Raw genomic sequence first — 24,966 nt, 5'->3', positions numbered from 1 at the left:
TCGCAACAAGATGTGTGGGCTTTTGTTTATCTACAAATCGACAATGTGCTCTTGATAGTAGTCCGCAAGCGCACCGACTTGGCTGCTACACATTACTTTCATTGCTTGTTTAATGTGTTCTATTGGCCAGTTCCACCATTGGATATTGAGTAGAGTTTCAATCTCTTTATCGCCGAATCGTTGACGTACGACTTGGTTGTTTCCAACCACCACCGAATAAGGTTGGACGTCTTTCGTCACTACGGCGCGTGCTCCGATGACGGCTCCATCGCCGATGTTTACTCCGGGCATGATCATCGCCTCACTGCCAATCCAAACATCGTTCCCCACCACTGTGTCTCCGGCACGCTCGAAGCCGTCTTGTACGCCTTCTCCAAATTCTTCAGGAGAGAAGGGGAAGGTCGAAATCCAGTCAATGCGATGACCTTGATTTCCTGCCATCATGAAGGTGGCTCCAGAAGCGATGGAACAAAACTTGCCAATGATTAATTTGTCGATGCTATCGGGTTCTCTACTTTGCCATTCTTGAAGTGTGACGGGGTCACCCAACAAGTAGCGTACCGCTTGCTCTTCGAAGCTTTTTTGATGATAGAAGCCCGAGTAATAGCTGTAATCGCCAACGATGATATTGGGATTAGTGATGTGATCTTGAATGACTTGACCTTTTAACCACGTGTCGAAAACACTCATAACTCATCCTTTCAAATTTAGGTTGTACAGAGTTTAGAGGCTTTCTATTATTTCCAGTAGTTTGATTTTAGAGATTCAGAATTACTGTATGGAAATAAAATGGCTCAGCTACGTACCACTTTACGTCGCTTTGTGCGAGGAGCGAAGTATTGCTGGCGCAGCAAAGCGCCTGAATTGTTCGAATGCGCATGTAAGTCGGCAACTTAAACAGCTTGAAGACATATTGTCGGTGCAGCTTATTCAGCGAACTACGCGCCAGTTTAATTTGACCTACGATGGTTTGCGGTTTTATCAGCAGGTAAAGCAACTGCTCGAAGGCGCTGAGCAGATCAATGAGCAAGTCATGGCAAACGAGATCGTATCGGGAAAATTGAGAATAGCGGCGTCTGCTTCTTTCGGAGCCGCGTTACTCAGCCAAACATTGATCGAGTTTCGATTGCAACATCCACAAGTGAGCGTCGAAGTGATCTTCACAGAGACACCTCTCGACTTGATTGAGGCTGGGTTTGATATCGCATTCTACTTTACCGATACTCCCCCAGAGGGATACGTCGGCCATCAGCTACGCACTTTACACTGTAAACCGATCGCTCATCGCTCGTATTTAGCTGATAAACCAAATGTAAGTACGCCAGAGGATCTTGGTGACTTAGAGCACATCCTTTATAAAAGTCGTGACTTGGTGTTAGATAAGTGGACGTTTACACATAAGCAAACTCAACAGCAGTGCAGCATTGAGTTAGAAAGTACGCTGAGTTTTAATCTTGTCCAGTCCATGTTGGATGCTACTTTGGCTGGCTGTGGTGTAGCCATGTTAGATGAATTTGCACTGGCTAAACTCGAACCTGCACAAAAAGAACAACTCGTGAGTTTGCTGCCAGAATGGCAAACGGATGCGATTTTGCCGCTTTATCTGCTTTACCCAAAACGTGAGCACTTACCAAGAAGAACGCGAGCGTTCATTGATCACTTTAGGAACATATATTCTGTCGGCGAATAGCGACAACAAACTTAGCAACAATTGAGGAAGCAAAGGAATGCGAAAACACTGTATTGCGATTGGTGGTGGTGGCTGGATGATGGGAGAGAATTCGAGTCCGCTCGATCAATACATTTTGTCTTTGTCTGGTAAGGAGAATCCAAACATTTGTTTTCTACCGACAGCCACGGGAGACGCTGATGAAGTTATTGAACGTTTTTACAATGCGAAGCTTAGTGAAAACGTAACCCATTTTCCGTTGTTTAAGTTTGATGCTGGTTGGAAAGAAACGCTATTTGAACAAGACATCATTTACGTCGGTGGCGGTAATACGCGTTCGATGTTGGCCATTTGGCGCGAATGGGGAATCGATAGAATACTCAAGCAGTGTTATGAACAAGGCATCATCATTTGTGGCATGAGCGCTGGTGCAATTTGTTGGTTTGAGTTTGCGGTGACAGACAGTGATCCCGAAGCATACCAAGTTATGCGTTGTCTTGGATTAATTGACGGTTTGGCTGCGGCGCATTTTTCCCATGTTGGTGAGAAGTTTGAGGTTTTCCAAGCCTTTGCTCGTTCTCAACCGAGCATCACTTGTTATGGTATTCACGATTATGCGGCATTGCACTTTGTCGATGGAAAATTGTTAGCTACTGTCACCAGTTTTCCTGATGCAGGCGTGTTGGTCAAAACAGGTAACGAAGAAAACATATTGCGAGGGTGAGCTTCTTCAAATCAGCATTAAAGGCAATAACTACTGACCGGACACAGAAGAAGCTCATGGATTCAGCTAACTCACATTAAGTATCGTGCTTACAGCTCGTAACGCAGACCTAAGTGGTAGTAGTTTTCGTCTGCGTGCGCACCGCCAAACGAGACTTCTTGTCCATTGCTGTAGCCACGCGAACCGTTACGATCAACGTAGTTTGTGTAGATAGAAGAACGAGGCGTCAGTTTGTATTGCACTTCTAGCGTTGTATCTTTCAGCTCTAGCTCGTCACCCTCACTGTTTTCTAAAGAACGATAACCAGCACGCAGTGCCCATTTGTCATTTACACTGTAAACCGCCGTCAATTCCATCACTTTGTCGGTACTGGTTTGCGAGTAATAGCCCTCTAGTTCATCTTCCGAGTACAACGCACCCAACATCAAATCTCCTAGGTAGTAACGTGTACCTGCGCCCCAGAATGTGTAATCGGTGTCGTTGCTTTCACGTGCATCACCTTTATTTTTCTGCATCGCCACCACTGGTGCCAAGGTACCCAAATTCCCCATGTCTAGCGTATAACGCAGTGCAGCGTTGTAACCGTAGTCGAGCTCAGAAGTGTTGTTTCCTAAAATGTACGCGACAGAAAAATCGAAATTACCTAGGCTGTTTTGGTATTGCAGCGTGCCATCTTGACGGAAAACTTGCGTCGCGGTTTTGTCGACTTTATTCGCTTGGCGCGCCATAGAAACATCGGAAGAGGCGAACACATCACCAATGTCGGTAAACATAATCAACCCAGAAGCCACGCGACCACCAGTAATGCGACCATAATCTTTCGCATCAATACCCGCCCATACATAACGTGCGGTCAGAGACGGTTTGTCGTTTACTTGGTTTGCGTATTCAGCGGCACCCACTTGGTATTGCGCTTGGCCGATGATCGACGCGTACTCGTTGATGGTTTGTGAACCGTTTAAACCAATACGGCCATCAAACTCGCCATTTGCATCGCCATGCTCATCATTTTTACTGGTGACATTGAAACCAAGACGAGAGTAAATATTTAAAACTGACCCATCTTCCGCTTGATACAGCTGCGCTGCCATTGCGTTTGATGCCATCAATGTTGGGAGAAGTAGAGTCAAAATGTGCTTTTTCATGATTAACGACCTTTCATTTCTATTGTTTTAGGTACGACAAAGCCCCTTCCGAGTAACGGAATAAGAAAAATTGTCGTGAAGTAGAGAGGATGCGCCCTTGTTTGCCAAGGGCGCGAGCTAGTCCATTCCTATAGGGGAAGAATGATTTAGCTTAAATCGACGTCTTTGCAGCCAAAGAAGTAAGTCGCGAGGAAGCCGACGATGTAAGAGATAAGCAGGCCAGCAACAAACACCATCATGCCCGGGAAGATGCCATTTTCAGATGTCATGAGAGGAATCGCCACGATACCGGACGGGCCAAACACCGTATTAAGACCAACTGGTAAGCCAAGGTAAGAAACTAAACCGATAAAGAAGCCGCCCGCAGCACCACCAATACAAGCGGTAACAAATGGTTTTACGCGTGGTAATGTCACGCCGTAAATCAATGGTTCGCCAATGCCTAGAAGACCCGGAATAATAGCGCCTTTAACTTGAGTGCGCAGTAGAGCGTCTTTTTTGGCTTTGAAATACAGAGCCATTGACGCGCCAACCTGACCGCCACCAGCCATCGCCAGGATAGGGAATAGCGAGTTAAAGCCCTGTGCTTCCATCAATGCAAAGTACACTGGAACAAAACCTTGGTGGATGCCAAATACCACAGAAATTAAGAACAAACCTGCCAAGATTGCAGCGCCTAATGGGTTATCGTTCAAGTTGAGGAACAACCAAGACATCCCTTTAAACAGCTCGCCGCCGATTGGCATGATGATCAAGAAGGTTACCGCACCCATGATCAATAGAGTGATAACGGACGTTAAGATCATGTCCAGATCATCTGGCATGTATTGACGAACCTTACGCTCGACTTGCGCACCGATGATCGCCGCCAAAAGTACGCCGATAATGTTGCCGCGCGGATCAATCGCAAAGCCGAAAAACTCGTTCATGCCAGAGTAAATGCCGGATGTAGCCTCTGGGTTGTAACCCAGCACAAACAAAGAGGCGAGAATGGCACCATTAACACCAGAGCCGCCAAACGCTTGCTGCGCGTTGTAACCAATCAGAATACTTAGGAAAGCAAACAGACCCTTACCAAAGACTTTCATGTAGGCGATCAAATCCAACATAAACTGGCTTGGTGTCTGGTCGAGAACAAACATCTGTTCCAATAACGTCGCAAAACCTAGCAACAAACCAGCGGCAATAAAGCCAGGGATCAACGGCGTAAAGATGGTGGCAAACTTGCTTAAAAAACGCTGAACCGCACTGGTTTGCTTGCTCTTCATCTGTTTTTTCTGCTCGGCCGCGACGGCAGAAAGATCTTGTTGCGGCATATCTGCTTCTTCACTGTCACCAGAGGTTAAGCTGTCGATCAATTGATTCATCATCTCAGCCGCTTGTTGAGCTTTTCCGGGACCGAGAATGATCTGAAACTGCTCATCGCTTTCCACCACACCCATTACGCCGGGAATTTGCTTGATAACAGACTGGTCAGCCAAGCCATTGTTGGCGAGCGATAAACGCAAACGCGTCATACAGTTACCACATTTGCTTACGTTGCTGCTGCCACCCACTGCGGACAGCAACTGCGATACTGTGTTTGAAGTTATTTTTGCCATAGGGTCTATCCTTCAGAACTCGGATTATTTAGTTATTATTTAGTGCTGCGCGAATAAAACCGTTGTGCGCGGCGAGGCGTGATTTGGCTTGTTCGGCATCCAAATCGGCCAAAATCATTAAGATGGCAGTTTTGCAGTGGCGAGCGCAGGCATTTAATGCTCGCTCTGCTTCTTCTTTTGATGCGCCAGTTGCTTCTACAACAATGTTGGTTTGGCGTTGGATGAGCTTGGCGTTGGTGGCCTCTACATCCACCATTAAGTTACCAAATACCTTACCGCTACGAATCATTGCGCCTGTCGTGAGCATGTTTAACACCAGTTTTTGTGCGGTGCCGGCTTTCATGCGAGAAGATCCAGTAACGACCTCTGCGCCAACAATCGGCAGAATCGCGATGTCGGCCGCTTTTGCCATGGCACATTCTGGATTACAGGCGATAGATGCGGTCGTAGCTCCGATGGATTTAGCGTACTCCAAACCACCTAGCACATAAGGCGTGCGGCCACTTGCAGCTATGCCTACAACCACGTCATGCTTGGTGAGGTGAAGCGCTTTTAAGTCGTCTTGACCCATTTGCGCGTCGTCTTCGGCGTTTTCTACCGCTTTCAAAATCGCTTGGTGTCCACCAGCAATTAAGCCAATCACCATGTCTGGATGCGTGCCGTAGGTAGGAGGACACTCGCTCGCATCAAGAATTCCTAAGCGGCCTGATGTGCCAGCTCCCATGTAAACCAAACGGCCACCATTGGCGAACGCTGCAGTAATTGCATCAACCGTCTTTGCAATTTGTGGTAGCACTGCTTTGACCGCGAGCGCGACTTTTTGATCCTCTTCATTAATGACTTGCAGCATCTCGATGGTCGAAAGCGTATCAATATCTGCACTGGCTGGATTACGGCTTTCTGTCACCAATCGGCTTAAATCAATTTTCATGTTTTACACTCTTCGTAATGTTCAATCTGAGGGCGATTCTATGGAATAAAATATTCTGTTTTGGTGATAAAAATCACACTTGAGGTTATTCTTTGTGCAGGAGAAATTTGGAATAATGAGAGAAAATATACGTCCATTACATCCGGTATAAACTGGCTTGGTTAGAATAATCATGGGGTTAAATCAAACTCCAATTATTTTTGTTTTGGAATAATTTATTTAAATTTTTTGAGGTTTTTGTTGTGTCAGTTGTCAATAAGATAGTCGCGAGGCGTACTCAGCTTTCGCAAAGTGGTCGTTTGGTCGGCGATTGGATTGTTGAAAACGCAGAAAAGGCGGCGCTGCTCACTAGCCAAGAACTTGCGGCGCAAGTAAAAGTGAGTCAATCGAGCATTGTGAAATTTACTCAGCGTATTGGCTTTAAAGGCTACAGCGAGTTTAAGTTAGCTCTGAATGAAGAGATTGGCCGTAAGCATGCGATGCAGTCGACACCGTTGCACAGTGATATTTTGGCAGATGATCCCATCGCGGTTATTTCACAGAAACTGGTGAAAGCGAAAACCGACGCTATGTTTCAAACCACCAATGCGCTGTCTTTTGAAGCGTGTCACCAAGCGGTGAAATGGTTGAGTGAAGCGCGTCGAGTGCAAGTGGTCGGGATTGGGGGCTCAGCCCTGACCGCGAAGGATTTAAGCTTTAAACTGCTTAAACTCGGTATTACGGCGCTTTCTGAACAAGACAGCCACGTGCAGATTGCTGTTGCTCGTACCCTCTCTTCAGAAGATGTGCAGATTGCGATTTCGTATTCGGGCGAACGCAAAGAAATTCTCGTCGCGGCAGAAGCGGCAAAAGAGCAGGGCGCGAAGGTGATTGCGTTATCTGCTCCTGGGAGAAGTCGCTTGCGCGGTATTGCCGATATTACGTTTGATACGATTGCCAATGAAACGGAACATCGCAGCTCATCCATTGCTTCGCGCACCGCGCAAAACGTGATCACCGATTTGCTGTTTATCATCTTGGTTCAGCAAAGAGACGAAAGTGCACGTCAGTTGATCAGCGATATCAGTACCGACATCAAACAGATCCTCACATGATCGCTTAACCAACAGCGGACTAAAGATCCGGATCGTGCATCAGTAAAGCAATAAAAGCGGAGAGATGCTTTTCAATGGTGAGATCGGCAGAAATTGCCGGTAACTCCAACGTGATGCAAGGTAAATCACGTTCACTACACCAAGTGCCGAATGAGCCGGGTGTTTCGTAGTCGACATCGTCCACGATTGGCAGTTGAAACTGCTCGCCGAGCCATTTGGCGAGGTTGGAATGTTTGGGATCATCTACAAACGCAAGCGGTTCATGAAACGACACTACAAACTTTGGCCTGCGCAGTTCAATCAAGTTAATTAATGCGCCAACTTCTGGCTCTAGCTGGTTTTTAGAGCCTGTTTTCACCTTTACGTCTCGAACGGGTGTGTGAGAGCTCCATCGATACACGGTGTCATGCTCAGTCCAATTTTTGGTTGGAAACGCGCGATTGAGATCCACTTGGTTTGCATTTGCGCGTGTGCCTAGCTGGTTGCCGTCAGGATTCATTGACAGAATCACATCATGTCGTAAGTTTTTAGCTGGCAAGCTTCTTAGCGCACAGGACAAACCTGCAATCGAGGCTGTCTCATCCCCGTGAGTGCCTGCTAAAATCAAACCTCGCGAAGCACTTTCGACTTGCGCCGGAAAATACAGTAATGGCGCACCAAGCACGGAATGACCGTATGTTGTTGGCCGAATTAAAAATGCCGCTCTTTCCGTTCTTGGAATTAGACTCACCGTAATCTCCTGATTGATGAAGTAATATCAATATCTAAGCTAATTAAACCTAGCTAAACCGAACCGTTTAAACTCGTCAACGGTTGAAATGTTAATTGTGGCGCTTGCTTCACAAGACGCGTTAGGAGAACGAAAAACGATATGGATTTTAAAAAACATTCAACGGCGTTGCTGATTTCCTCTTTATTCACCCCTTTTCTTTCTGCATCTGTCGTTGCAGATACCTTACCTAACGGCGTTCAACTCGCCGCAGAGCAACATTTGGTACGTGCGAATGACGCAGAGGCGGCAACGCTTGATCCGGCAAAAGCCGAAGGTCTGCCAGAAATGCACGTGATTCGTGACTTATTTGAAGGGCTGGTGATTCAAGATCGTGACGGAAACATCATTCCCGGTGTGGCGGAATCGTGGGAAACCAAGGACAACCTAACCTTTGTTTTTCACCTACGCAAAGATGCGAAATGGTCGAATGGCGAGCCTGTGACGGCGGATGATTTTGTCTATTCACTGCGCCGAGCGGTGGACCCGAAGACCGCTTCTCCAAATGTTTGGTATCTCAAACTCACCAAGATCAAAAACATCGCCGATGTGGCAGAGGGCAAAAGGCCTTTGGACGATCTCGGTATCGCGGCGGTGGATAAATACACCTTACGTTTTGAGTTGGACAGTCAAGTTCCGTACTTTGTTGCTATGACCGGGCACACGTCCATGATGCCAGTGCATCAAGCGACAGTGGAAAGCCGCGACAAGCCGTGGAGCGATCCAGACCAATTTGTTAGCAACGGTGCATTCACATTGGATAAGTGGGTCGTGAATGAGCGCATTGAACTGGTCAAGAACCCAAATTACTGGGACAGCGCAGATACGCATTTAAACAAAGTGACTTACATTCCGTTTGAAAACCAAAACGCGTCGATCAATCGTTATGCGGTAGGTGAGGTGGATATCACGTCAGATGTGCCGACTCATATGGCGCAGAAGCTTAAACAAGATTACAAGAAGGCTTACACGGTGGTGCCATTGCTGTGCACGTATTACTACGCGTTCAATACCACTCGTCCACCATTTGATGATGCGCGAGTGCGTCAAGCGGTATCGTACTCCATCATGCGCGATGTGATCACGAATGGTGTCACTCAAGTCGGCAACCTTCCTGCTTATACTTTTGCGCATCAGTACACCGCAGGGTTTGATGCAACGCCGCCAGAATACAGTAACTGGAGTCAACAACAACGTGATGAGAAAGCACGTGAACTGCTGAAAGAAGCGGGATACGGTGATGGCAAACCTTTGGATTTCAAATTGCTGTACAACACCAGTGAGGCAAACAAATCTATCGCCGTTGCAATAGCCTCGATGCTACACAAGAATCTCGGTGCAAACGTTGAGTTAGAAAATCAAGAGTGGAAGTCGTACTTAGTGGCGCGTAAACAAGGCAATTTCGATGTGATGCGTGCGTCTTGGTGTGGTGATTACAACGAAGCGTCCACTTTCTTGAGTTTATTGCGTTCAGGTTCTTCGGGTAACTTTGCACGTTACAGTAGCCAAGCGTACGACAACGCGATGAACAGTGCATTGGCTGCAACCGATGAGAAAGCGCGCCAAGGATTTTATGACCAAGCAGAACAGTTGCTGGCGGCAGATATGCCCATTGCGCCAATCTATTACTACATGCAAGCGCGTTTGGTTCGCCCTACGGTTGGCGGTTTTGCCAAAAACAACGTAGAGGGTCGTATCTACTCGAAAGACCTTTACATTAAAAAGTAATGCTTAGCTGTTCGTTGAAGTGAGCACAAAGCCCTGCGGAGTCAGTTCGTGGGGCTTCGTGTTTCTACGTTATGTTGCAGAGGTCGCTGATAGCTTGCTAACCAGCGCAGCCACGCGCTTGCCGAGGTATTCTGCCGTAGCGATATCTGAGCTGTGTAGCTTACCGTCTTCCCCTTGAGCAACAATGCCACCTTGCACGCCGTAGCGATTCAGATTTTGCTCCCCAGAATTGCTGATCTTATCCAACCCGACCCACATCATGCCGTGCTGGTAAGCAAAGGTTTGAAGGTATTGCAGTGTGCAAGATTGATCGCCATTCAACGCTCCTCCGCTAGTAAAACCTGCTGCCACTTTGTTTGCCCACTTCTGGTGGTACCAAGATTCACTGCTTGAATCTGCAAATGCTTTAAACTGCGCAGCCACGCCACCCATGTAGGTCGGTGAGCCAAAGATAATCGCATCACACTCAGCAAGTTCATCCATTAGTTTAGGGTTCACAAAACGTCCCTCAATAATCTCACTGCCTTCAATTCGGTGAGAGAGGATTTCACATTCATCTTGCTGCTTAATGCCTTGTTGTTCAAGGCCTGCGGCAATCGCGCGAGCAAGCTGACCAGTAACGTCGGTTTTAGAGAAATAAATAATCGCAATTTTGGACACAATGGTTCCTTTTTTCATTGTTGATTTTTAATCGTGCGACTAAGGCTAAAACCTCAAGCTAAGTTGAGGTCAAGAAGAGATTTGAGATAGATAAAGTACGAATTGGTATCTAAAGAGCTTTCTTATAGGGTAAGTCGACGGCATAACTACAGTGAATGCAACGACGATGAATATCGTGTATAAAAGCGTTAAAGGAAGATCTTAAAGATGTAGAAAACTCTCTTGGAAACAATGATAAAGGTACCGATACTAGTGATGAGTAATAGGCGGAAAAATAGATTAAAATATGTAAACTCAGACCTGATCCAAGGCGGGAAAAGTACATTTCATCGTTTCTTAAGGCGAGGGATTATTATCATTATGGTAGGAGGCCTTTCTACAGCCTCTTCCACGGTATTTGCACACTTTATAGCGGGTGTGTTTGATGTGGATATGAATGTTCATCCAGAGAGCTTAGAAGAAAAAGTGCATGCACTACTTTTTGTTTCGGTCAGTCTTGTTTTTTACCTCTTTTATGCCCTTATCTCGCTAAATATTAGTGGGTGGCTCATAATGAAGCTAAAAATATAAGCTTAACTAAAACCATGTCCTTGTATTTTAAGGAAGATGGAACTAGTGACGATTTTTTCTTTGCTTGCACCATCTCTATTTTTTGTATTTATTTAAGGTTCGTAAATAAGAAGCTTCCTTTGGTTGAAGTGGCGCTTTTGGTTTCGGCGATGTGTCATGCTTTTATCATGAAAGAATACAGTGGTGACCTTCAGCTTATACGTTTTGTCTCTTCACTGTTTTTCGCCATTAACTTTGGGTTATTTGTGACCACCAAGTGATACTAAAAAGCCGATGTAGATACATCGGCTTTTTAGTGGGTTATTTCTTTCTGCGAGTATAAATCCGAGATTTTGCTTTACTTGGCTCTGGCTTGTTTTTTGCCTGCTTTAGCACTGCTTTTTGCAAAATCTGGTTGTTTGGGTAAGTGATCAGCATTCAATCTCTAATTTGACTGATGGCGTTGGTACAATAAAAACAATAGGAGAATATAATGAATAGAATAGTAAGACTTTTGAAAATAGGTAGTCTCTTTACGTTTTTCTCCCTATTTTTAGTTTGGCTATTTTGTACAACACCTGATACTAGTACATTTAAGACTGTAAACTTGAGCTTGGATGAGGTGCTTTGTGCTGATTCTAGGGGATGGGGAAATGGGACAAAAGTTGCGATAATTAAAGATAAAAAAAGCAATCTACAATATTATGCAGATAGCCTGTCACCGCAGATGTGCAGATGGTTACAAACACAACTTTTAAGTACAACAACACTAACTGCTTCCGGTGCCTATGATGCTAGTTATGATCAGGGGAAAAATATTGAGTTACAACAGATATATTTAGGAAAAGAAATGATCTATCAAGATCAGTATATAACCGAAGCAGGATTTTGTAAGTATATCCCTCTATTAACATGTATATAAATTAACGTATTACGGAAGTATTGGTGCTAGCTCTTGTTGCATAAAGGATAGAGCTCAATGATGTAGCGCTGACATGTCGTGTATTAAAGTGTTAAAGGTATACTTAAAAAGGATGAGTAGATGATCGTTTTATCGAGGGGCGTATCACTGTTTCTACTATTGATGTTGGTAGTTATGCTGCACACTGAGCTTTCTATTAGCGGCGATTATTCGACTATTTATGTTTTTATCCCTTTTGCATTGGTCTATTCATTGCCTTTGCTTACCAATTCGGTTCTGCTCAAATTTAAAGCGATTATTGTAATGGCTTTTCTGGTCTCTGTGGTGCAGTGCGCAGGTATTTGGCTACAGTTTCCTGTTATGAGGGGCGCGGCCATCGGTTACTTTTTATTAATTACCATACCAATATTTTTGACTATTTATTAGAGGGTGAAAGTGGAATAAAAAAGCCTATGTAGAAAACTCTCTTGGAAACGATGATAAAGGTACCGATACTAGTGATGAGTAATAGGCGGAACTAGTGACGATTTTTTCTTTGCTTGCACCATCTCTATTTTTTGTATTTATTTAAGGTTCGTAAAGAAGAAGCTTACTTTGGTTAAAGTGGCGCTTTTGGTTTCGGCGATGTGTCATGTTTTTATCATGAAAGAATACAGTGATGACCTTCAGTTTATACGTTTTGTCTCTTCACTGTTTTTCGCTATTAACTTTGGGCTATTTGTGACCACCAAGTGATAACAAAAAGCCGGTGTAGATACATCGGCTTTTGAGTGGATTACTTCCTTCTGCAGGTATAAATGCGGGAGATGATTTTTTATGTTCATCCACATCAATAGCTTAGATCTTGATGTGACTCATGTTGGTGAGTTCGGTAGTGGTTTGTTTGGCTCACCCGATTTGAACATAAAGTTTTCAGTATGCGGAATACATGACGGATGTGATTGTGGTCAGCTCTGCAGCAGAGGGGGTAAGGAAAGAGATTTGGGGAAAACAAATAATAAAATTTGATCGTTGGCACGTATCTTTTGTCATCTTTGTTTTGTTTACATTGTGGTATGGCTATGTGCCGCCTGAGCGCGTTGAGTATTTGACAGAATCATTTGAAATTGGTCGCGTCACTTGTGAATACAACACCCGCTCTGGCTCATATATCGAAATCCTCGATGCAAGAAAGGACAGAGCTCAACGATATAATGCTGGCATGTCAGTTGATAAATGCAACGATCTAAAAACAACTCTCAAGGCATACCAGCAAATTGAAGTCGAGACGAGAATACTTGATGATGATTCAATCTTAGAAGACCATCTAATCGAAAGAAGACCTATTTTTTACCTCTATCTCGGTAAACGTAAAATCAAGCTGGAAACGAAGATAGAAAGTGATAGAGATCTCTGTAACTACTTTCCATTCCGGCTATGTGTATCCGATTAAACTGGCTAATTTATCTAAACAAAAAGCCGATGTAGATACATCGGCTTTTTAGTGGGTTATTTCTTTCTGCGAGTATAAATCCGAGATTTTGCTTTACTTGGCTCTGGCTTGTTTTTTGCCAGCTTTAGCACTGCTTTTTGCAAAATCTGGTTGTTTGGGTAAGTGATCAAGTTTCCGTTATCGTGCTTAATTAACACGTGAAACATACTGATTTCTTGAATCTCGCCACTGATGTCTTCGTCTTTGTCTACGACTTTAATACGATCGCCCACTCGGTATGGGAAGACAAAAAAGATCAAAAAGCTGGCGGTGATATTGCTCAGAATTGACCACTGCGCGATAAACGCCACACCCAATACGGCGAAAATGGACGATAAGAACAATGACACATCGCCATAGCCAATACCGGTGATAATGGCAAAAACAGAGGCGGTCAAAAACAGCAGCGCGACATTGAAACAGCGCTGAATAAAACTCAGGCGGGCCTTTTTTACGCCCTTTGAGGTTGCTAAGTTTAAGATGGCTCGATTGACGATTCTCTTTAGGATACGATAAGCGATCAGGACAAAGACGCCCATCAACACTTTGTAACCGAGGGAGCCTGTAGTGAAATACTGGCTCACTTGTTCTAATTGGATCCAATCATTCATTTCTTCAACTCGACGATATTTAGAAAGCGGCTTTTATAGCTGATTTTCTGCTGTAAGTAATCACAATTTTTCTACTCTGTTTACCCTGTATCAGCATTAAAACGCCTTACATGTTACTGAAATAGCGTAATGAAAGACTGCGATGGGTAGTATTTCGTTACCATACCTAATATTCAACCAGAGTCGACGTCTCTTTCATGTGCTCAATGTTTGAGCTTCATCCCATATCCGAAATTACGCCAAGTGAAGCGCGTCATAAATTTGATGAATATGACCTTCGTCCTGCTAACCTAGTAGTGGTTGAAAGAAGTTGGTAGGAGAGGCGCGGGCGTATGGAAGAAGATGAAAAGGCGATCATGATGTTGGTGGTGATAGTGGGGTTCGTGCTTATTTGGGTTGTGCTTGAAGAGCTGAACTATCTTGGTTTACCGATCAAATAAGCCCCGTGAAACATTCGATTCAACGGGGCTTTGTATTTCAATAATGGCTTTCTTGATTTCAGAGATTAGCTAACTGCTCTAACCTTACCTTGCTTCAAGTCGTTCAGCACTTGAGATTTTGGACCGTCTGCAATTACGCTGCCTTTTTCCATTACAATCACGCGATCTACGATGTCGAGCATCGACGTTTTGTGTGTAATCAAAATCAGCGTTTCGCTCGGTTTTAACTGCGCCAATTGATGCTTGATGTGCATTTCTGAGCGGTTGTCCATTGCACTGGTTGGCTCATCCATCAAGAGTACCGGAGGACGTCCAAGGAACGCGCGAGCAATCGTCACCGCCTGACGTTGACCGCCAGAAAGCATTGCGCCCCCTTCACCAACCTGACGCTCCAAACCTGCTGGATCCGATTGCGTAAAGGCGGTCACACCCGCACGATTGGCTGCATCCATCACGTCACGGTCATCGGTTAATGGACGGCCTAACGTGATGTTGTCGCGGATGGAGCCAAAGAACAGATTGGAATCTTGCGCCACACACCCGATATTGCGGCGAATATCGACATGATGAAGCTGCGCGATGTCGGTGTCATCAATGCGAACATGACCTTCTGTCGGTTGGTATAAGCCCATGATGAGACGCTCCAACGTGGTTTTACCCGAACCGATACGGCCGATAATCGCCACTTTCTCGCCAGGATTAATCGTCAAACTCAAATCTCGAATTGACGCCACTGGTGAGTCTGGGTAGTGGAAGGTAACGCGTTCTAGCTCAATCTTACCTTGTACAATAGGGCGGTGAATGTAGCGTTTGCCTTCTTCTTGCTCGTCCGGCATTTCCATCACTTGATTGATGATGGTCATCGACGATTTGGCTTGGTTGTAACGCGTTGAAAGTAGCGATAGCTGAACCAAAGGCCCAATCGCACGACCACTTAGCATGGTTGCGGCAATCAAACCACCCATGGTTAAGTCACCTTCTGCAATCAAGTAAACGCCTAAGATGATCATCCCGACGTTACTACTTTGCTGCACGAAACCCGCAGCGTTTTGGATGCTGTCGGTAATGCGGCGGCTCTTAATGTTCCAGTTTGCCATGTGCGCCACTGCTTCTTCCCAGCGGTATTGGAACTGGCTTTGAGCACTCAACATTTTCACCGTTTCTAAGCCTGCCAAGCTCTCAATCAGGTTGGCGTATTTTTGAGAAGCCAGACGTGAGCCTTCCTCGATAGAACGGCGTAGAGGGCCTTGGATGAGCAGTGAGTGGATAATCAGAATGAGAACACCTACCATCGGCACAAATACCAAATTGCCCGCCATCAACCAAATGATGATTAAAAACAGAATCGCAAATGGTAGGTCGATCAACGCGCTGACGGTAGCGGAAGTGAAGAATTCGCGGATGGATTCAAACTCCTGCAAGTGACGTGCAAATGCACCCACTGACGGCGGTTTGGATTCCATTCGAATCCCCATTACTTTGCTAAACAGTTTAGAGGAGATCAGAATATCCGACTTTTTACCCGCCACATCGATGAAGTAGTTACGAAGTGACTTGAGAGAAAAGTCGAAAATGAACACGACGAAGATACCGCTTGCCAACACCCATAAGGTTTCAAACGCGAGGTTTGGCACCACTTTGTCGTACACCAAACGAGTGAACATTGGTGCGGCAATGGCGAAGATGTTGATCAAAAGAGAAGCGATAAGCACATCGCGGTAGATGCGTTTAGATTGCCACAAGGTTGACCAGAACCAGTGACCTTCTTTGGTTTTGAGCACTTCGGGAGAGCGCTCATCGAAACGGAATTGCTTTTTAACTAAAAAGTAGCGACCAGTGTACTGCTCAAGTAGGTCTTCTAATGGAATGGAGATTGGCACCATTCCACTTTCTAAGGTTGTGACTTCTGCTTCGCGTGTCTCCATATTGATGCTATTGAGAACGCAAGAGTCACCACCTTTAAGAACTAAGATTGCCGGCAGAATCAGGCTGGAGATTTTCTCCAGCTCTGCACGGTTTTCCTTGGCAACCAATCCGGCCCTTTCCGCCGCTCTTGGTAGCAGGAACGGGGTCAATTTACCATCTGACAGCGGAAGCCCATTCACAAGAGCTTCCGGCGAGTTGGCTAACCCATAGTAACGGCTAACGTAGATGAGCGAATTCAGTAAAGGGTCTTTCATCGTTGGTGAACCTTATTATTCCTTGTCGACGATGAATCCTTGGAATACCTCTACGAAGTGCTCGGTGAGGAAATCCAATTGGATCTGAGTTTCAATACGCGATGCAATCGTAGTAATGCCCAAGTTGTGAGCGGTACGAGAGATCGACGTGAGTGTGAACTTCTGTTTTTCGTCGTGTAAGTTGTGTGTGAACAAGTAATCCAGCTTCACATAGTTCGGACGGAACTCTTGGATGTATTCCAGCGATTGGAAGTTACGACCATAGTTATCGACACCAAACTCAGCACCAGACTGACGAATTGCGTTACAAAGCAGTGCGGTATGGTGCGGATGATCGATGAAGCACTCTTCAGGAATCTCAAAGTGAAGTTTAGACGCCACTTTCGAGTGTTTCTCCAACATGTTGGTTGTCCAGCGAATGAACGATGGCTGAGACAAGCTGCTTTGCGCGATGTTAATCGCGACTGGATCGTTAAGCTCGCCGCTTTCTAGCATCTTAATCATCGACTCAATCACGTATTGGTCGAAGATGTTGGTCGCATCTAACTGTTCCAATGCAAATAAGTATTGGTTAGCACGGTAAGTCTCGCCATCTTTTTCGATGCTTGAGAACACTTCGTTATGGAACACTTTGCCCCAAGTATTCTTCGCAGCTTGGAAGCGGAATTTCACCCAATCGCTGTGGATTGCTTCTTCAACCAACGCTTTCCATTGCTGTTTACCCATCAAGTTAGATGGCGTATCGCTACCAATGAAGCCGTATGGTTTGTCTGGCTGTGCTTTGGCTTTCGATAGTGCGTTATCCACCATAGAAAGGACTTCAGAACGCGTTTTCTGATCTTTGCTGTGTGCCACACCAAGCGAGGCTTTTGGTTTTGCTAAGCCAGTTGGATCAGTGTTTAGGCCATTGACACAGTTGACGATGCTGTCAGCGAGAATGCGCAGTTCGCTCTCATCCATGTGCGGGAAAAGCAGACCGAATTCATCACTAGAAAGACGAGCAATGGTGGCTCCCGGAACATCAATGGTGTTTTTCAGACGTTGAGACAACTCTTTCACGTGGGCATCAGCGCGTTGGTAGTCTTTTGTCTCGTAAATGTCGCCAATATATTCTGCATGGAGTAGCGCGATACCCCCTTGCGTTTGTTCTGCCAACCATTGGTCAACTTGGTTGATGTAGAACGAGCGGTTACCTAGTTTGGAGATAGGATCTAGGTATGCTTGAGCACGTAGACGTTGTGCTTCTTTGGCCTGTTCTTTAAATGACAACTCAATCTGTGCCGACATCATGTTGATGCCATCCACGACCGCGATCAGGTCTTTGGTTTTAGGGCGAGTGAGTGGCTCACCAAACTGGTTGTTTGCGATGTCGTGCATTTTCTTCACGATAGCAGCCAGTGGTTTTAGAGAACGACGCAGAATGTAAGAAATCGCAATCAATCCCGCTAGGAAGATGACGCTAAACGCAGATAGCAAACGGATAAAACCTTGCCATAGTTGTTCATACGCCGCGCCTGGGTGGCTGATGATTTCGACTTCGGCCAGTTGCATCCAACCACTGGTGACCACGCGTTTATCGTGAATCGCTTTGAACAGATTCATGTCGATAAACCATTGCGGAACGGTGCTTGGTTTTACTGGGTAAGAGCGTACGATCTGGTAATCAGAATCTAACGCGGTGAGACGCACCACTGAGTAGGTACTGCCGTCAAATAATGCATTGATTACCGATTCAACGGCAACCTTGTCTTTATCTTTTAGGTAAGGTGCTAACGCCAAACCCACGGTGTTGATGGTGTTGTTGACCTCTGAACGTTGCTGTTGTTCCAAGCTCGTTCGAGTAGTATTGAATTCGATTACGAATACTGATGCCATCAAGAGTATAAAGACCGTAACCATTCCCACTACAAGCTTCTTATATAGGGTCATGTTTCTCACTCGTCATAGTTAATTTTAGGTTTATTTAACTGCAACTTACGTTCGCGCGAGCGTAAGTCATTCCAAAGGCTCAAACGTGATGCTTTCCCCGCTAGCTCTCCAGTGCCAGCAGAGGACTTCATTAACCACAGGTTTGTACCATTAAAACTGTATATCGGTAGCAAATCGCTACGTTTAGAGGCTCGGACAATTTCTGGATTGATATTGTCGAGGATGAGCGGCTCAGAACTTGGGGTCGGGTAGTAGGCTAATACCATGTGAAACTGATTCAGTTCGATGGCTTTTACGTAGATCAAACGCATCTTTGAATCTGGTATTCCTAGCTCGAGTAACGAGAAGTACTTAGCGATGGTGAAATCCTCACAATCGCCGCCGTTGCTCCCTAAAAATTCGAGTGGCGTAGCCCAATAGTCTGTCTTTCCCCACAGTTTTATGTCGTCAACGAAATAGAGTTGGTTGAAAAAATCGTTAACGCCCACGAGCTGTTCATGAGTCTCCAATTGTTTAAAAAGGTCGATGTTCTGTCGCCATGTATTTACGCGCAATCCGGCGCGTTCGCCATACACCGCTGTGACCGCATCGACCCATCGTTGTTCTTTTGTGCTTAACGCACCAATTTGGAACGAAAAACAACTTAAACTGATTAATAATGTAACTTTACGCTTCAAATTGGATCGCATATTCGACTCACATCACAAGTGTACTCTTCCAATGGGCTCGTTGGTGAGAAATAAGTGCTTTTTATTTAACCACTTATCGAGCTTAACTGCACATTGTGAGTGCCTTTGTATCAGTTACTCCTTCAAGGCGTTAGTTTTGGCGCTTAAGATCGGCTTAAGCAGATACTCCAAAACGGTTCGCTTCCCTGTGATGATATCGACCGATGCTGTCATTCCTGGAATGATTGGTAAATCGGCATCCTGACCAAAGCTGGTTTTTTCTGTGCGCACGCGCACGATGTAGAAACTGTTGCCTTCCTCGTCTTGAGTGGTATCTGCACTGATGTGCTCCAGTTCACCCACTAAGCCGCCGTATTTTGTAAAGTCATACGCGGTGAATTTTACGATGGCATTTAGGTTCGGGCGTAGAAAAGCGATGTCTTTCGGTGCGATTTTCGCCTCAACTAACAAGGTGTCTTCGGTTGGTACGATTTCAACGATGTCCATACCCGGTTGGATAACGCCGCCAACGGTGTTGACGTTCAGCGTTTTGATTTTGCCTGTCACCGGAGAGACAACCACCGTGCGGTTTACGCGGTCTTCTAAGCCAACTGCCGATTCAACCAATGCAGACAGTTGGTCTTGAGCATTATTGAGTTTCTCTTGTTGTTCGGAACGGAACTTCAACGCCACATCGATGCGATTGAGCATGGATTCTTTGATGGCGGATTTGATCACTGGGATTTTCAGTTCGCTAGATGTCATTTCACGGCGAGTGTCGTTCACTTGGCGCTGCAATTTTAGTAGCTCAATACGCGGAACAACGCCTTCATCCGCCAACGGTTGGGTGATATCCAGTTCTTTCTTCGCGTATTGGTAGCTTTGGCGTAAGTTGCGTACTCTCGCTTCAATCTCGACCAAGTCTTGCTGCTTTTGCTCAACTTGTTGATCGATCACCGACAGTTGGTTGCGTAGGTTATCCAAATCTTCGCGGTATTCTGCTTTTTGACGCTGAGTTAATTGTGGCTGCGTCTCTTCCAATACCGGTGGGAAAGTCAGTTTGCCGTAATCGAGAACGACGCTTTTTTCCCAATCTTGAATATTAAAATCGCGATTGACGGCAACGCTGTTGATAGAAGCAGAAAGTTGTAATACCGAGGCGGTCAGGTTGGCAACTTGTTGTTCACGTTCGCGGTAGTCCGAGCGAAAACGAGTATCGTCGATCAACAGAAGTTGCTGACCTTTTTTCACCAGTTGGCCTTCCTTCACCAGAATTTCTTTGACGAGACCACCTTCCAAGTTTTGAACTACTTGGATTTGAGAAGAGGGAATTACTTTACCTTGACCGACGGTGACTTGGTCGATCTGTGCCCACGACGCCCAACCAATGGCTGCAACAAAAAACAACACCATAACCCACAACATTAGTCGGGCACTATTTGGGGTGTTGAGAAGCAGTGCGGCGGTTTTGTCATCGACAAAATCCAGCTCATCATTGCTGAGTTTGTTGTAGTTGTCTCGGCTCATCACATTCTCTGCTTATATAAATACGGATTATCTTTTTGATCTTATTATTATTACCCGATCATGTCAGCATTCCGGCTAATAAAAATAAGTAACAGAGGACATTCGCTCAGGTTACCCGTCTGGCTTCAGCCCGTTCTTGCTGAAAGGCTGAAGAGATTTTGAGGTATTGCTACTGAGCCTTAAACTTCGATTTGTCCAACTGATGTTTTTTTAGTTTGTCGTACAAGGTCTTGCGTGACACCTGTAATTCTAGTTGAACCTCTTTAAGTCTGCCTCTGTGTCGCTGTAATGCATCAAATAACAGACAATATTCAAAGTGTTCTGTGCGTTGAGTCATGCTCTGAATTTCGATGCTCTTTTCACTGTCCCAATCTTCCATGCGAAAAGTCTCAGGTTTGAGAGCGCGCAGCTCCGCAAATTGGCGCAGTTGTTTAACGTTTTCTGGCCAAGAAAGCTCTGTAATTCGGCGTACTTCGTCCAAACTGATGTGCGGTGGTTGCAGCTGATAACGGCTTGCTGCATGACGTACGAAGTGTTTGTAAAGTGGGCCAATATCTTCTTTGCGTTCATCCAGCGTTGGTAAGTGGATGAGCGTTGCGAACGCTTTAACATCGGCATCAACCTTGGTCGTCGCACCAAATACGCGCTCCAATTTCGGGTGGTTAAACAGGCATTGCCACTGTGCGAGCGAGATATGTTCTGCGCTGTGCAGGTACAAACTGCACCGATTTGAGTCTTCCGTCAGGTGTTCAATGGCTTTGTCGAGTGCATCTAGCGACAGTTCGTAAAGGTCTTCACCTGATGCTGCAATCAGCTCGCTGTCTGGTGTGGCGTGAATATCGTGAGCAAATTGCGCAGCTAATCGGCGACCAGTGCCGTCTTGTCCCACGAAAATCAGAGGTTGGTTCGTCGGAGCGCTGATTAAGGCTCGGCGAATACTCACCATGACTTTACTGTGACCAATCATTTTCGGGCCGACATGGGTTTGCATGTCGAGCTCTTTCTTTAGCCAGATGTTTTCTTGCAACAAGTTCAGCTTATCGCTGGCGTTGTTCAGTGATTTCATCAGTTGATCGGTTGAAAATGGTTTTTCCAGAAAGTCGTACGCGCCGCTTTTCATTGCTTCGACCGCCGTTTTAACGTCGCCATGCCCAGTTAGAACGATGAATTGAAAGTGGTGATTTTTGCTCAGCAGCGTACGCATAAACTCTAAGCCATCCATGACCGGCATGTGAATATCCGTAATGATGATGGCTGGAGAATTGGCATCGATAACTCTGAGTGCTTCAACGGCATTGGGAAAGCAAGTGACTTCAATGCCCTCGATAAGTAGTGCTTGTGAAACGGCATCACGAATGTGTGGTTCGTCATCAACAAAGATAACTGCGTTATGCATGGTCGTTTTCCGTTGCTGGTTTGGTGGTTCTGGTGTTTGCCATCGGAACGGTGACCACAAAGGTCATGCCGCCTGACTCACCCGATTGCGCCCCTTGGTGGTTATAGGCGCTGAGCGCTCCGTGATAGCTTTCTAAAATACGTTTTGAAATGGTCAAACCCAGTCCGAGCCCTTCTGGTTTGGTGGTAAAAAACGGGTCAAAGATTTTCGCCATTGCCTCGTCAGACATCCCCGGGCCGTTATCTGACACCAGAATATCGCAGCTCGAATCGTGGCATTGAATCGCGATGGAAATTTGTGGATCAATACAATAGCCATCCATCGCTTGCGCAGCGTTGTGGAACAGATTGATGAGCACTTGTTCTAGTTCAACGCTGTGAATGGCGAGCCTCACCTCGTGGTCGATCGTCGGTACTTTGAGCGTGACGCCTTGCTTGATCAACTTATTGCTCAATATGCTGGTGGCATTGTGCACCGCATCGTGGAGTATCGACACTTCATTATGAGGTTCATGAGAAGTTTTACGGGTGAAGACTTTTAGCCTAGCAATGACCTCGGCAATAGTCTCGTTTAGCGAGAGCATCTTGTTTAAGTTGTCTGCGACCATCGGGTAGCGTTCCATCGACAACAAGCGCTGGGAGTTTTCGGTGTAAGTTCTCAGCGCGGCAAGTGGTTGGTTTATCTCGTGGTTGATACTGGCAGACAACTCTCCCAGCAAAGCAAGTTTGGCGGCTTGAGTCAGCTCTTGCTGAGTTTGTCTTAGCTCTTGCTGGCTTTGTTCATACTGACGAACCGTTTGCTGCAATTTGTGGTTTGCTCCACTTAGTACAACCGTGCGTTGCATGACTTTTTCTTCCAAGCTCACATTGAGATTGGCAAGACGTGCCTTGTTCACCAACATCTGAAACCATGCCAATGCGATCAGTGCAATCAGCGCGTATAAAATCAAATAGACTACATCGGCCTGCAATACTGCCGTCAGTACGGTGTGGTGATTGATTAACGCTACAACGCGAAAGCCTTTATCCAACAAATGTGTTGCGTACGCGAGGTAGTTTGGTGACAGTAATAATTGGTTATCCGCAAACTCACTTTCGTCACTTTGCGCGGTAAGCTCGCCGTAATATTCGGGCAACGTGTCACCGTATTGGCGAGTTTCAGTCAGTTCATTGATGGCCGTTGGTGAGAGTGGAAACAGTGCGCGATAGCGCCAGTCGGGTAGGTTGCTCATAAACACTACGTTGTGTTTGTCGGTCACCAAAACGTCTGCGCCACTTTGTGCAAGGCGCTGTTCCAATTGCTCCAAATTCACTTTTACCGTGATGACGCCGATGACATCGCCGTTCAACCATAGTGGAGAGGAAAAGAAGTAACCCCGTTTGTTAGAGCGTACTCCTAACCCCACGTATTGGGCTGGCTCACCACGACGGGCATTTTTAAAGTAAGGGCGATAACTAAAACTCGAACCGACAAACGTATCCGCCTGTTGATAGTTACTCGAAGCGATAACCAAGCCTGTTTTATCATGGACATAAATGGTATCGGCCAAACTTTGCTTCAGCCATTGCGCCAACAGTAAGTTCAGTTCTGTCGACGGTGCACCTTTCTCAACGGCTTCAAGCAAGCGTGGATCATGGCTAAGCAAATTGGGAATTTGTTCAAACTTCGCCAGTTCGTAGTCGACTTCTTGTGAGACTTGAGCCGCTTGGCTTTTGAGTTTTTGTTGCCATTGATCGTGTTGATAGCGAGTTGCGTAGTGATGCGTAAGAGCAAGCCCTAAAATGCCGATAGCAAACAACAGCAATAGAAAATGACGCAGGGCTTTGGGATTGAGTAAGTTCACAATTAGCTCACCGGAGTTTTTAATGCCATGTTATCAAAAGGTATTAAACGATGCTGTGAGCGGTAACGTTAACTAGGAATCGAACTGCATTTTAGAAGTAGTATTCCGTACTAATAAATACGTAACGGTTGTTTGCCAAGTAAGCGATTGGTTTGTTGCGTAACATAGCGGTCAGTTTGTGCTCACTTGAGGTTAAATAGTCAATCTTGTCCCGTTAGAGAGCAAACGAAGCGAAGTTATTTTGGGATGACTTCACGTTACTTCTCGTCGCTTCATTCTCATTCTTTGGGTGGAAAAACTTGCCCTGCCGTTGGTCTTTGGTCTCGTTAGAAGTGTTGCCGGGCCTCGCTTTTTGCCTGAACCTAGAGGTTACCATCGGTTTTTCAACATCTATGTTTGCTGTCCTTGTATTTCAGTAGCTTCGGGAGCACAATCGACAAAAACGAGTGAAGGAGTAAAGATGGAACTTGCTGATATTCGTCGTGAGTACACGAAAGGTGGCCTACGTCGTAAAGATTTGAAAGCTGATCCAATTGATCAATTCAACCTTTGGTTGGAGCAAGCGATTAAGGCGGGGTTGACGGATCCTACTGCGATGACAGTGGCGACCGTGGATGAAAACGGCATGCCATTTCAACGAATCGTTTTATTGAAAAACGTCGATAAAGATGGCTTCGTGTTTTACACCAACTTAGGTAGTCGCAAAGCGCAGCATCTTGAGCATAACAGCAACATCAGCCTGCATTTCCCTTGGCATCCACTAGAGCGCCAAGTTCACATTACTGGTGTGGCTGAAAAGCTGACTGCGATGGAAAACATGAAGTATTTTACTTCTCGCCCTAAAGATAGCCAGTTGGCGGCCATTGCGAGTAAGCAAAGTAGCCGTATTTCTGCTCGTGGAGTGCTGGAAGGTAAGTTCCTTGAGCTCAAACAGAAATTTGCCAAAGGTGAAATTCCAATGCCAACTTTTTGGGGCGGCTTTAGAGTTAAACCGCAAAGCATTGAGTTTTGGCAAGGCGGTGAGCATCGTCTGCATGACCGTTTCCTATTCTTTCAACACGATGGCGAATGGGATATAGACCGTCTCGCGCCATAGGGCATCTTATTTA

Annotated in this window: 22 protein-coding genes and 1 pseudogene; 9 read left to right on the top strand and 14 right to left on the bottom strand. The window is 45.7% G+C overall.

All coding sequences use genetic code 11. The features are described from left to right. Positions 1-30: 30 nt before the first annotated feature. A complete protein-coding gene (gene catC / locus ACF8CV_RS09875) occupies positions 31-690 on the bottom strand; it encodes a type C chloramphenicol O-acetyltransferase (RefSeq protein WP_138938150.1) in 660 nt (219 codons plus the stop codon). Positions 691-778: 88 nt separating this feature from the next. Between catC and ACF8CV_RS09870 the strand changes: the two genes are divergently transcribed. Together ACF8CV_RS09870 and ACF8CV_RS09865 are read left to right on the top strand one after the other, a co-directional pair. Next, the gene (locus ACF8CV_RS09870) at positions 779-1,690 is read left to right on the top strand and encodes a LysR family transcriptional regulator (protein ID WP_053301022.1); all 912 of its coding nucleotides are present in this window, start codon (positions 779-781) and stop codon (positions 1,688-1,690) included. 37 nt (positions 1,691-1,727) lie between these two features. Next, positions 1,728-2,393: a peptidase E gene (locus ACF8CV_RS09865; RefSeq protein ID WP_138938149.1), complete on the top strand. Its 666-nt coding sequence runs from the start codon at positions 1,728-1,730 to the stop codon at positions 2,391-2,393. 89 nt (positions 2,394-2,482) lie between these two features. Here the strand turns inward: ACF8CV_RS09865 and ACF8CV_RS09860 are convergent, their stop codons facing one another. The 3 genes from ACF8CV_RS09860 to murQ form a co-directional block, all read right to left on the bottom strand. Continuing rightward, positions 2,483-3,538 carry a porin gene (locus ACF8CV_RS09860; protein WP_138938148.1) on the bottom strand — a complete coding sequence of 352 codons (1,056 nt, stop codon included), beginning with the start codon at positions 3,536-3,538 and terminating at the stop codon, positions 2,483-2,485. Positions 3,539-3,684: 146 nt separating this feature from the next. Then, positions 3,685-5,139: a PTS N-acetylmuramic acid transporter subunit IIBC gene (murP, locus tag ACF8CV_RS09855; protein ID WP_025500819.1), complete on the bottom strand. Its 1,455-nt coding sequence runs from the start codon at positions 5,137-5,139 to the stop codon at positions 3,685-3,687. Between the two features lie 28 nt (positions 5,140-5,167). Next, positions 5,168-6,070, bottom strand: coding sequence for an N-acetylmuramic acid 6-phosphate etherase (murQ, locus tag ACF8CV_RS09850; protein ID WP_138938147.1), 903 nt, complete (start codon positions 6,068-6,070; stop codon positions 5,168-5,170). Between the two features lie 242 nt (positions 6,071-6,312). Here murQ and ACF8CV_RS09845 point away from each other — a divergent pair, with 242 nt between their 5' ends. Continuing rightward, the gene (locus ACF8CV_RS09845; protein WP_025574524.1) at positions 6,313-7,164 is read left to right on the top strand and encodes an SIS domain-containing protein; all 852 of its coding nucleotides are present in this window, start codon (positions 6,313-6,315) and stop codon (positions 7,162-7,164) included. Between the two features lie 19 nt (positions 7,165-7,183). Here the strand turns inward: ACF8CV_RS09845 and mpaA are convergent, their stop codons facing one another. Next, positions 7,184-7,894, bottom strand: coding sequence for a murein tripeptide amidase MpaA (gene mpaA, locus ACF8CV_RS09840; RefSeq protein ID WP_025510645.1), 711 nt, complete (start codon positions 7,892-7,894; stop codon positions 7,184-7,186). Between the two features lie 141 nt (positions 7,895-8,035). Between mpaA and ACF8CV_RS09835 the strand changes: the two genes are divergently transcribed. Continuing rightward, a complete protein-coding gene (locus ACF8CV_RS09835) occupies positions 8,036-9,661 on the top strand; it encodes an ABC transporter substrate-binding protein (protein ID WP_138938146.1) in 1,626 nt (541 codons plus the stop codon). 69 nt (positions 9,662-9,730) lie between these two features. Here ACF8CV_RS09835 and ACF8CV_RS09830 read toward each other — a convergent pair whose 3' ends face one another. Beyond that, positions 9,731-10,321 (bottom strand): flavodoxin family protein, encoded by a 591-nt coding sequence (locus ACF8CV_RS09830; RefSeq protein ID WP_138938145.1) that lies wholly within the window; start codon positions 10,319-10,321, stop codon positions 9,731-9,733. 231 nt (positions 10,322-10,552) lie between these two features. On the opposite strand from ACF8CV_RS09830, the gene ACF8CV_RS09825 reads away from it, so the two are divergent. Then, positions 10,553-10,891, top strand: a complete 339-nt coding sequence (locus ACF8CV_RS09825; RefSeq protein ID WP_025500824.1) for a hypothetical protein — start codon at positions 10,553-10,555, stop codon at positions 10,889-10,891. A 300-nt stretch (positions 10,892-11,191) separates the two neighbouring features. Here the strand turns inward: ACF8CV_RS09825 and ACF8CV_RS09820 are convergent. Next, positions 11,192-11,305 (bottom strand): annotated as a pseudogene (locus ACF8CV_RS09820) (mechanosensitive ion channel family protein); the annotation flags it as partial. 58 nt (positions 11,306-11,363) lie between these two features. Between ACF8CV_RS09820 and ACF8CV_RS09815 the strand changes: the two are divergent. The 3 genes from ACF8CV_RS09815 to ACF8CV_RS09805 all read left to right on the top strand — a co-directional run bounded on the left by ACF8CV_RS09815 (position 11,364) and on the right by ACF8CV_RS09805 (position 13,224). Continuing rightward, positions 11,364-11,792, top strand: a complete 429-nt coding sequence (locus ACF8CV_RS09815; protein WP_025521462.1) for a hypothetical protein — start codon at positions 11,364-11,366, stop codon at positions 11,790-11,792. Between the two features lie 120 nt (positions 11,793-11,912). Continuing rightward, entirely contained in the window at positions 11,913-12,218 is a 306-nt protein-coding gene (locus ACF8CV_RS09810) for a hypothetical protein (RefSeq protein WP_138938143.1), read from the top strand. Positions 12,219-12,720: 502 nt separating this feature from the next. Continuing rightward, positions 12,721-13,224: a hypothetical protein gene (locus ACF8CV_RS09805; RefSeq protein WP_138938142.1), complete on the top strand. Its 504-nt coding sequence runs from the start codon at positions 12,721-12,723 to the stop codon at positions 13,222-13,224. A 56-nt stretch (positions 13,225-13,280) separates the two neighbouring features. On the opposite strand, the gene ACF8CV_RS09800 is transcribed toward ACF8CV_RS09805, so the two are convergent. The 7 genes from ACF8CV_RS09800 to ACF8CV_RS09770 form a co-directional block, all read right to left on the bottom strand. Then, positions 13,281-13,874 carry a mechanosensitive ion channel family protein gene (locus ACF8CV_RS09800; protein ID WP_021484226.1) on the bottom strand — a complete coding sequence of 198 codons (594 nt, stop codon included), beginning with the start codon at positions 13,872-13,874 and terminating at the stop codon, positions 13,281-13,283. A 505-nt stretch (positions 13,875-14,379) separates the two neighbouring features. Next, entirely contained in the window at positions 14,380-16,494 is a 2,115-nt protein-coding gene (locus ACF8CV_RS09795) for a type I secretion system permease/ATPase (protein WP_005464845.1), read from the bottom strand. Between the two features lie 15 nt (positions 16,495-16,509). Continuing rightward, positions 16,510-18,423, bottom strand: coding sequence for an EAL domain-containing protein (locus ACF8CV_RS09790; protein WP_005500162.1), 1,914 nt, complete (start codon positions 18,421-18,423; stop codon positions 16,510-16,512). Between the two features lie 5 nt (positions 18,424-18,428). Continuing rightward, complete coding sequence (locus ACF8CV_RS09785) at positions 18,429-19,112, bottom strand: transglutaminase-like cysteine peptidase (RefSeq protein ID WP_005464869.1); 684 nt, start codon at positions 19,110-19,112, stop codon at positions 18,429-18,431. Between the two features lie 114 nt (positions 19,113-19,226). Next, positions 19,227-20,618 carry an HlyD family type I secretion periplasmic adaptor subunit gene (locus tag ACF8CV_RS09780; RefSeq protein ID WP_005464847.1) on the bottom strand — a complete coding sequence of 464 codons (1,392 nt, stop codon included), beginning with the start codon at positions 20,616-20,618 and terminating at the stop codon, positions 19,227-19,229. A 169-nt stretch (positions 20,619-20,787) separates the two neighbouring features. Continuing rightward, positions 20,788-22,014: a sigma-54 dependent transcriptional regulator gene (locus ACF8CV_RS09775; RefSeq protein ID WP_025500831.1), complete on the bottom strand. Its 1,227-nt coding sequence runs from the start codon at positions 22,012-22,014 to the stop codon at positions 20,788-20,790. Next, a complete protein-coding gene (locus ACF8CV_RS09770; protein WP_138938141.1) occupies positions 22,007-23,857 on the bottom strand; it encodes an ATP-binding protein in 1,851 nt (616 codons plus the stop codon). Before ACF8CV_RS09770 ends, ACF8CV_RS09775 begins: the two co-directional genes overlap by 8 nt. Positions 23,858-24,317: 460 nt before the next feature. Between ACF8CV_RS09770 and pdxH the strand changes: the two genes are divergently transcribed. Continuing rightward, positions 24,318-24,953 carry a pyridoxamine 5'-phosphate oxidase gene (pdxH, locus tag ACF8CV_RS09765; protein WP_138938140.1) on the top strand — a complete coding sequence of 212 codons (636 nt, stop codon included), beginning with the start codon at positions 24,318-24,320 and terminating at the stop codon, positions 24,951-24,953. Positions 24,954-24,966 lie beyond the last annotated feature (13 nt).

This window comes from Vibrio sp. zbq_1 (assembly GCF_043102935.1).
Taxonomy (GTDB): domain Bacteria; phylum Pseudomonadota; class Gammaproteobacteria; order Enterobacterales; family Vibrionaceae; genus Vibrio; species Vibrio parahaemolyticus.
Note: the sequence above shows the minus strand (reverse complement) of the source record. Positions and strands in the feature narration are given on the sequence as shown.

Bases quoted from the DNA above. Each gene is read 5' to 3' on its own strand.
- ACF8CV_RS09835 (WP_138938146.1), top strand. From the start codon at position 8,036: ATGGATTTTAAAAAACATTCAACGGCGTTGCTGATTTCCTCTTTATTC.
- ACF8CV_RS09870 (WP_053301022.1), top strand. From the start codon at position 779: ATGGAAATAAAATGGCTCAGCTACGTACCACTTTACGTCGCTTTGTGC.
- ACF8CV_RS09775 (WP_025500831.1), bottom strand. From the start codon at position 22,014: ATGCATAACGCAGTTATCTTTGTTGATGACGAACCACACATTCGTGAT.
- ACF8CV_RS09860 (WP_138938148.1), bottom strand. From the start codon at position 3,538: ATGAAAAAGCACATTTTGACTCTACTTCTCCCAACATTGATGGCATCA.
- ACF8CV_RS09865 (WP_138938149.1), top strand. From the start codon at position 1,728: ATGCGAAAACACTGTATTGCGATTGGTGGTGGTGGCTGGATGATGGGA.
- ACF8CV_RS09805 (WP_138938142.1), top strand. From the start codon at position 12,721: ATGACGGATGTGATTGTGGTCAGCTCTGCAGCAGAGGGGGTAAGGAAA.
- ACF8CV_RS09780 (WP_005464847.1), bottom strand. From the start codon at position 20,618: ATGAGCCGAGACAACTACAACAAACTCAGCAATGATGAGCTGGATTTT.
- ACF8CV_RS09785 (WP_005464869.1), bottom strand. From the start codon at position 19,112: ATGCGATCCAATTTGAAGCGTAAAGTTACATTATTAATCAGTTTAAGT.
- ACF8CV_RS09790 (WP_005500162.1), bottom strand. From the start codon at position 18,423: ATGACCCTATATAAGAAGCTTGTAGTGGGAATGGTTACGGTCTTTATA.
- ACF8CV_RS09800 (WP_021484226.1), bottom strand. From the start codon at position 13,874: ATGAATGATTGGATCCAATTAGAACAAGTGAGCCAGTATTTCACTACA.
- pdxH (WP_138938140.1), top strand. From the start codon at position 24,318: ATGGAACTTGCTGATATTCGTCGTGAGTACACGAAAGGTGGCCTACGT.
- ACF8CV_RS09795 (WP_005464845.1), bottom strand. From the start codon at position 16,494: ATGAAAGACCCTTTACTGAATTCGCTCATCTACGTTAGCCGTTACTAT.
- murQ (WP_138938147.1), bottom strand. From the start codon at position 6,070: ATGAAAATTGATTTAAGCCGATTGGTGACAGAAAGCCGTAATCCAGCC.
- ACF8CV_RS09815 (WP_025521462.1), top strand. From the start codon at position 11,364: ATGAATAGAATAGTAAGACTTTTGAAAATAGGTAGTCTCTTTACGTTT.
- ACF8CV_RS09810 (WP_138938143.1), top strand. From the start codon at position 11,913: ATGATCGTTTTATCGAGGGGCGTATCACTGTTTCTACTATTGATGTTG.
- ACF8CV_RS09825 (WP_025500824.1), top strand. From the start codon at position 10,553: ATGATAAAGGTACCGATACTAGTGATGAGTAATAGGCGGAAAAATAGA.
- murP (WP_025500819.1), bottom strand. From the start codon at position 5,139: ATGGCAAAAATAACTTCAAACACAGTATCGCAGTTGCTGTCCGCAGTG.
- catC (WP_138938150.1), bottom strand. From the start codon at position 690: ATGAGTGTTTTCGACACGTGGTTAAAAGGTCAAGTCATTCAAGATCAC.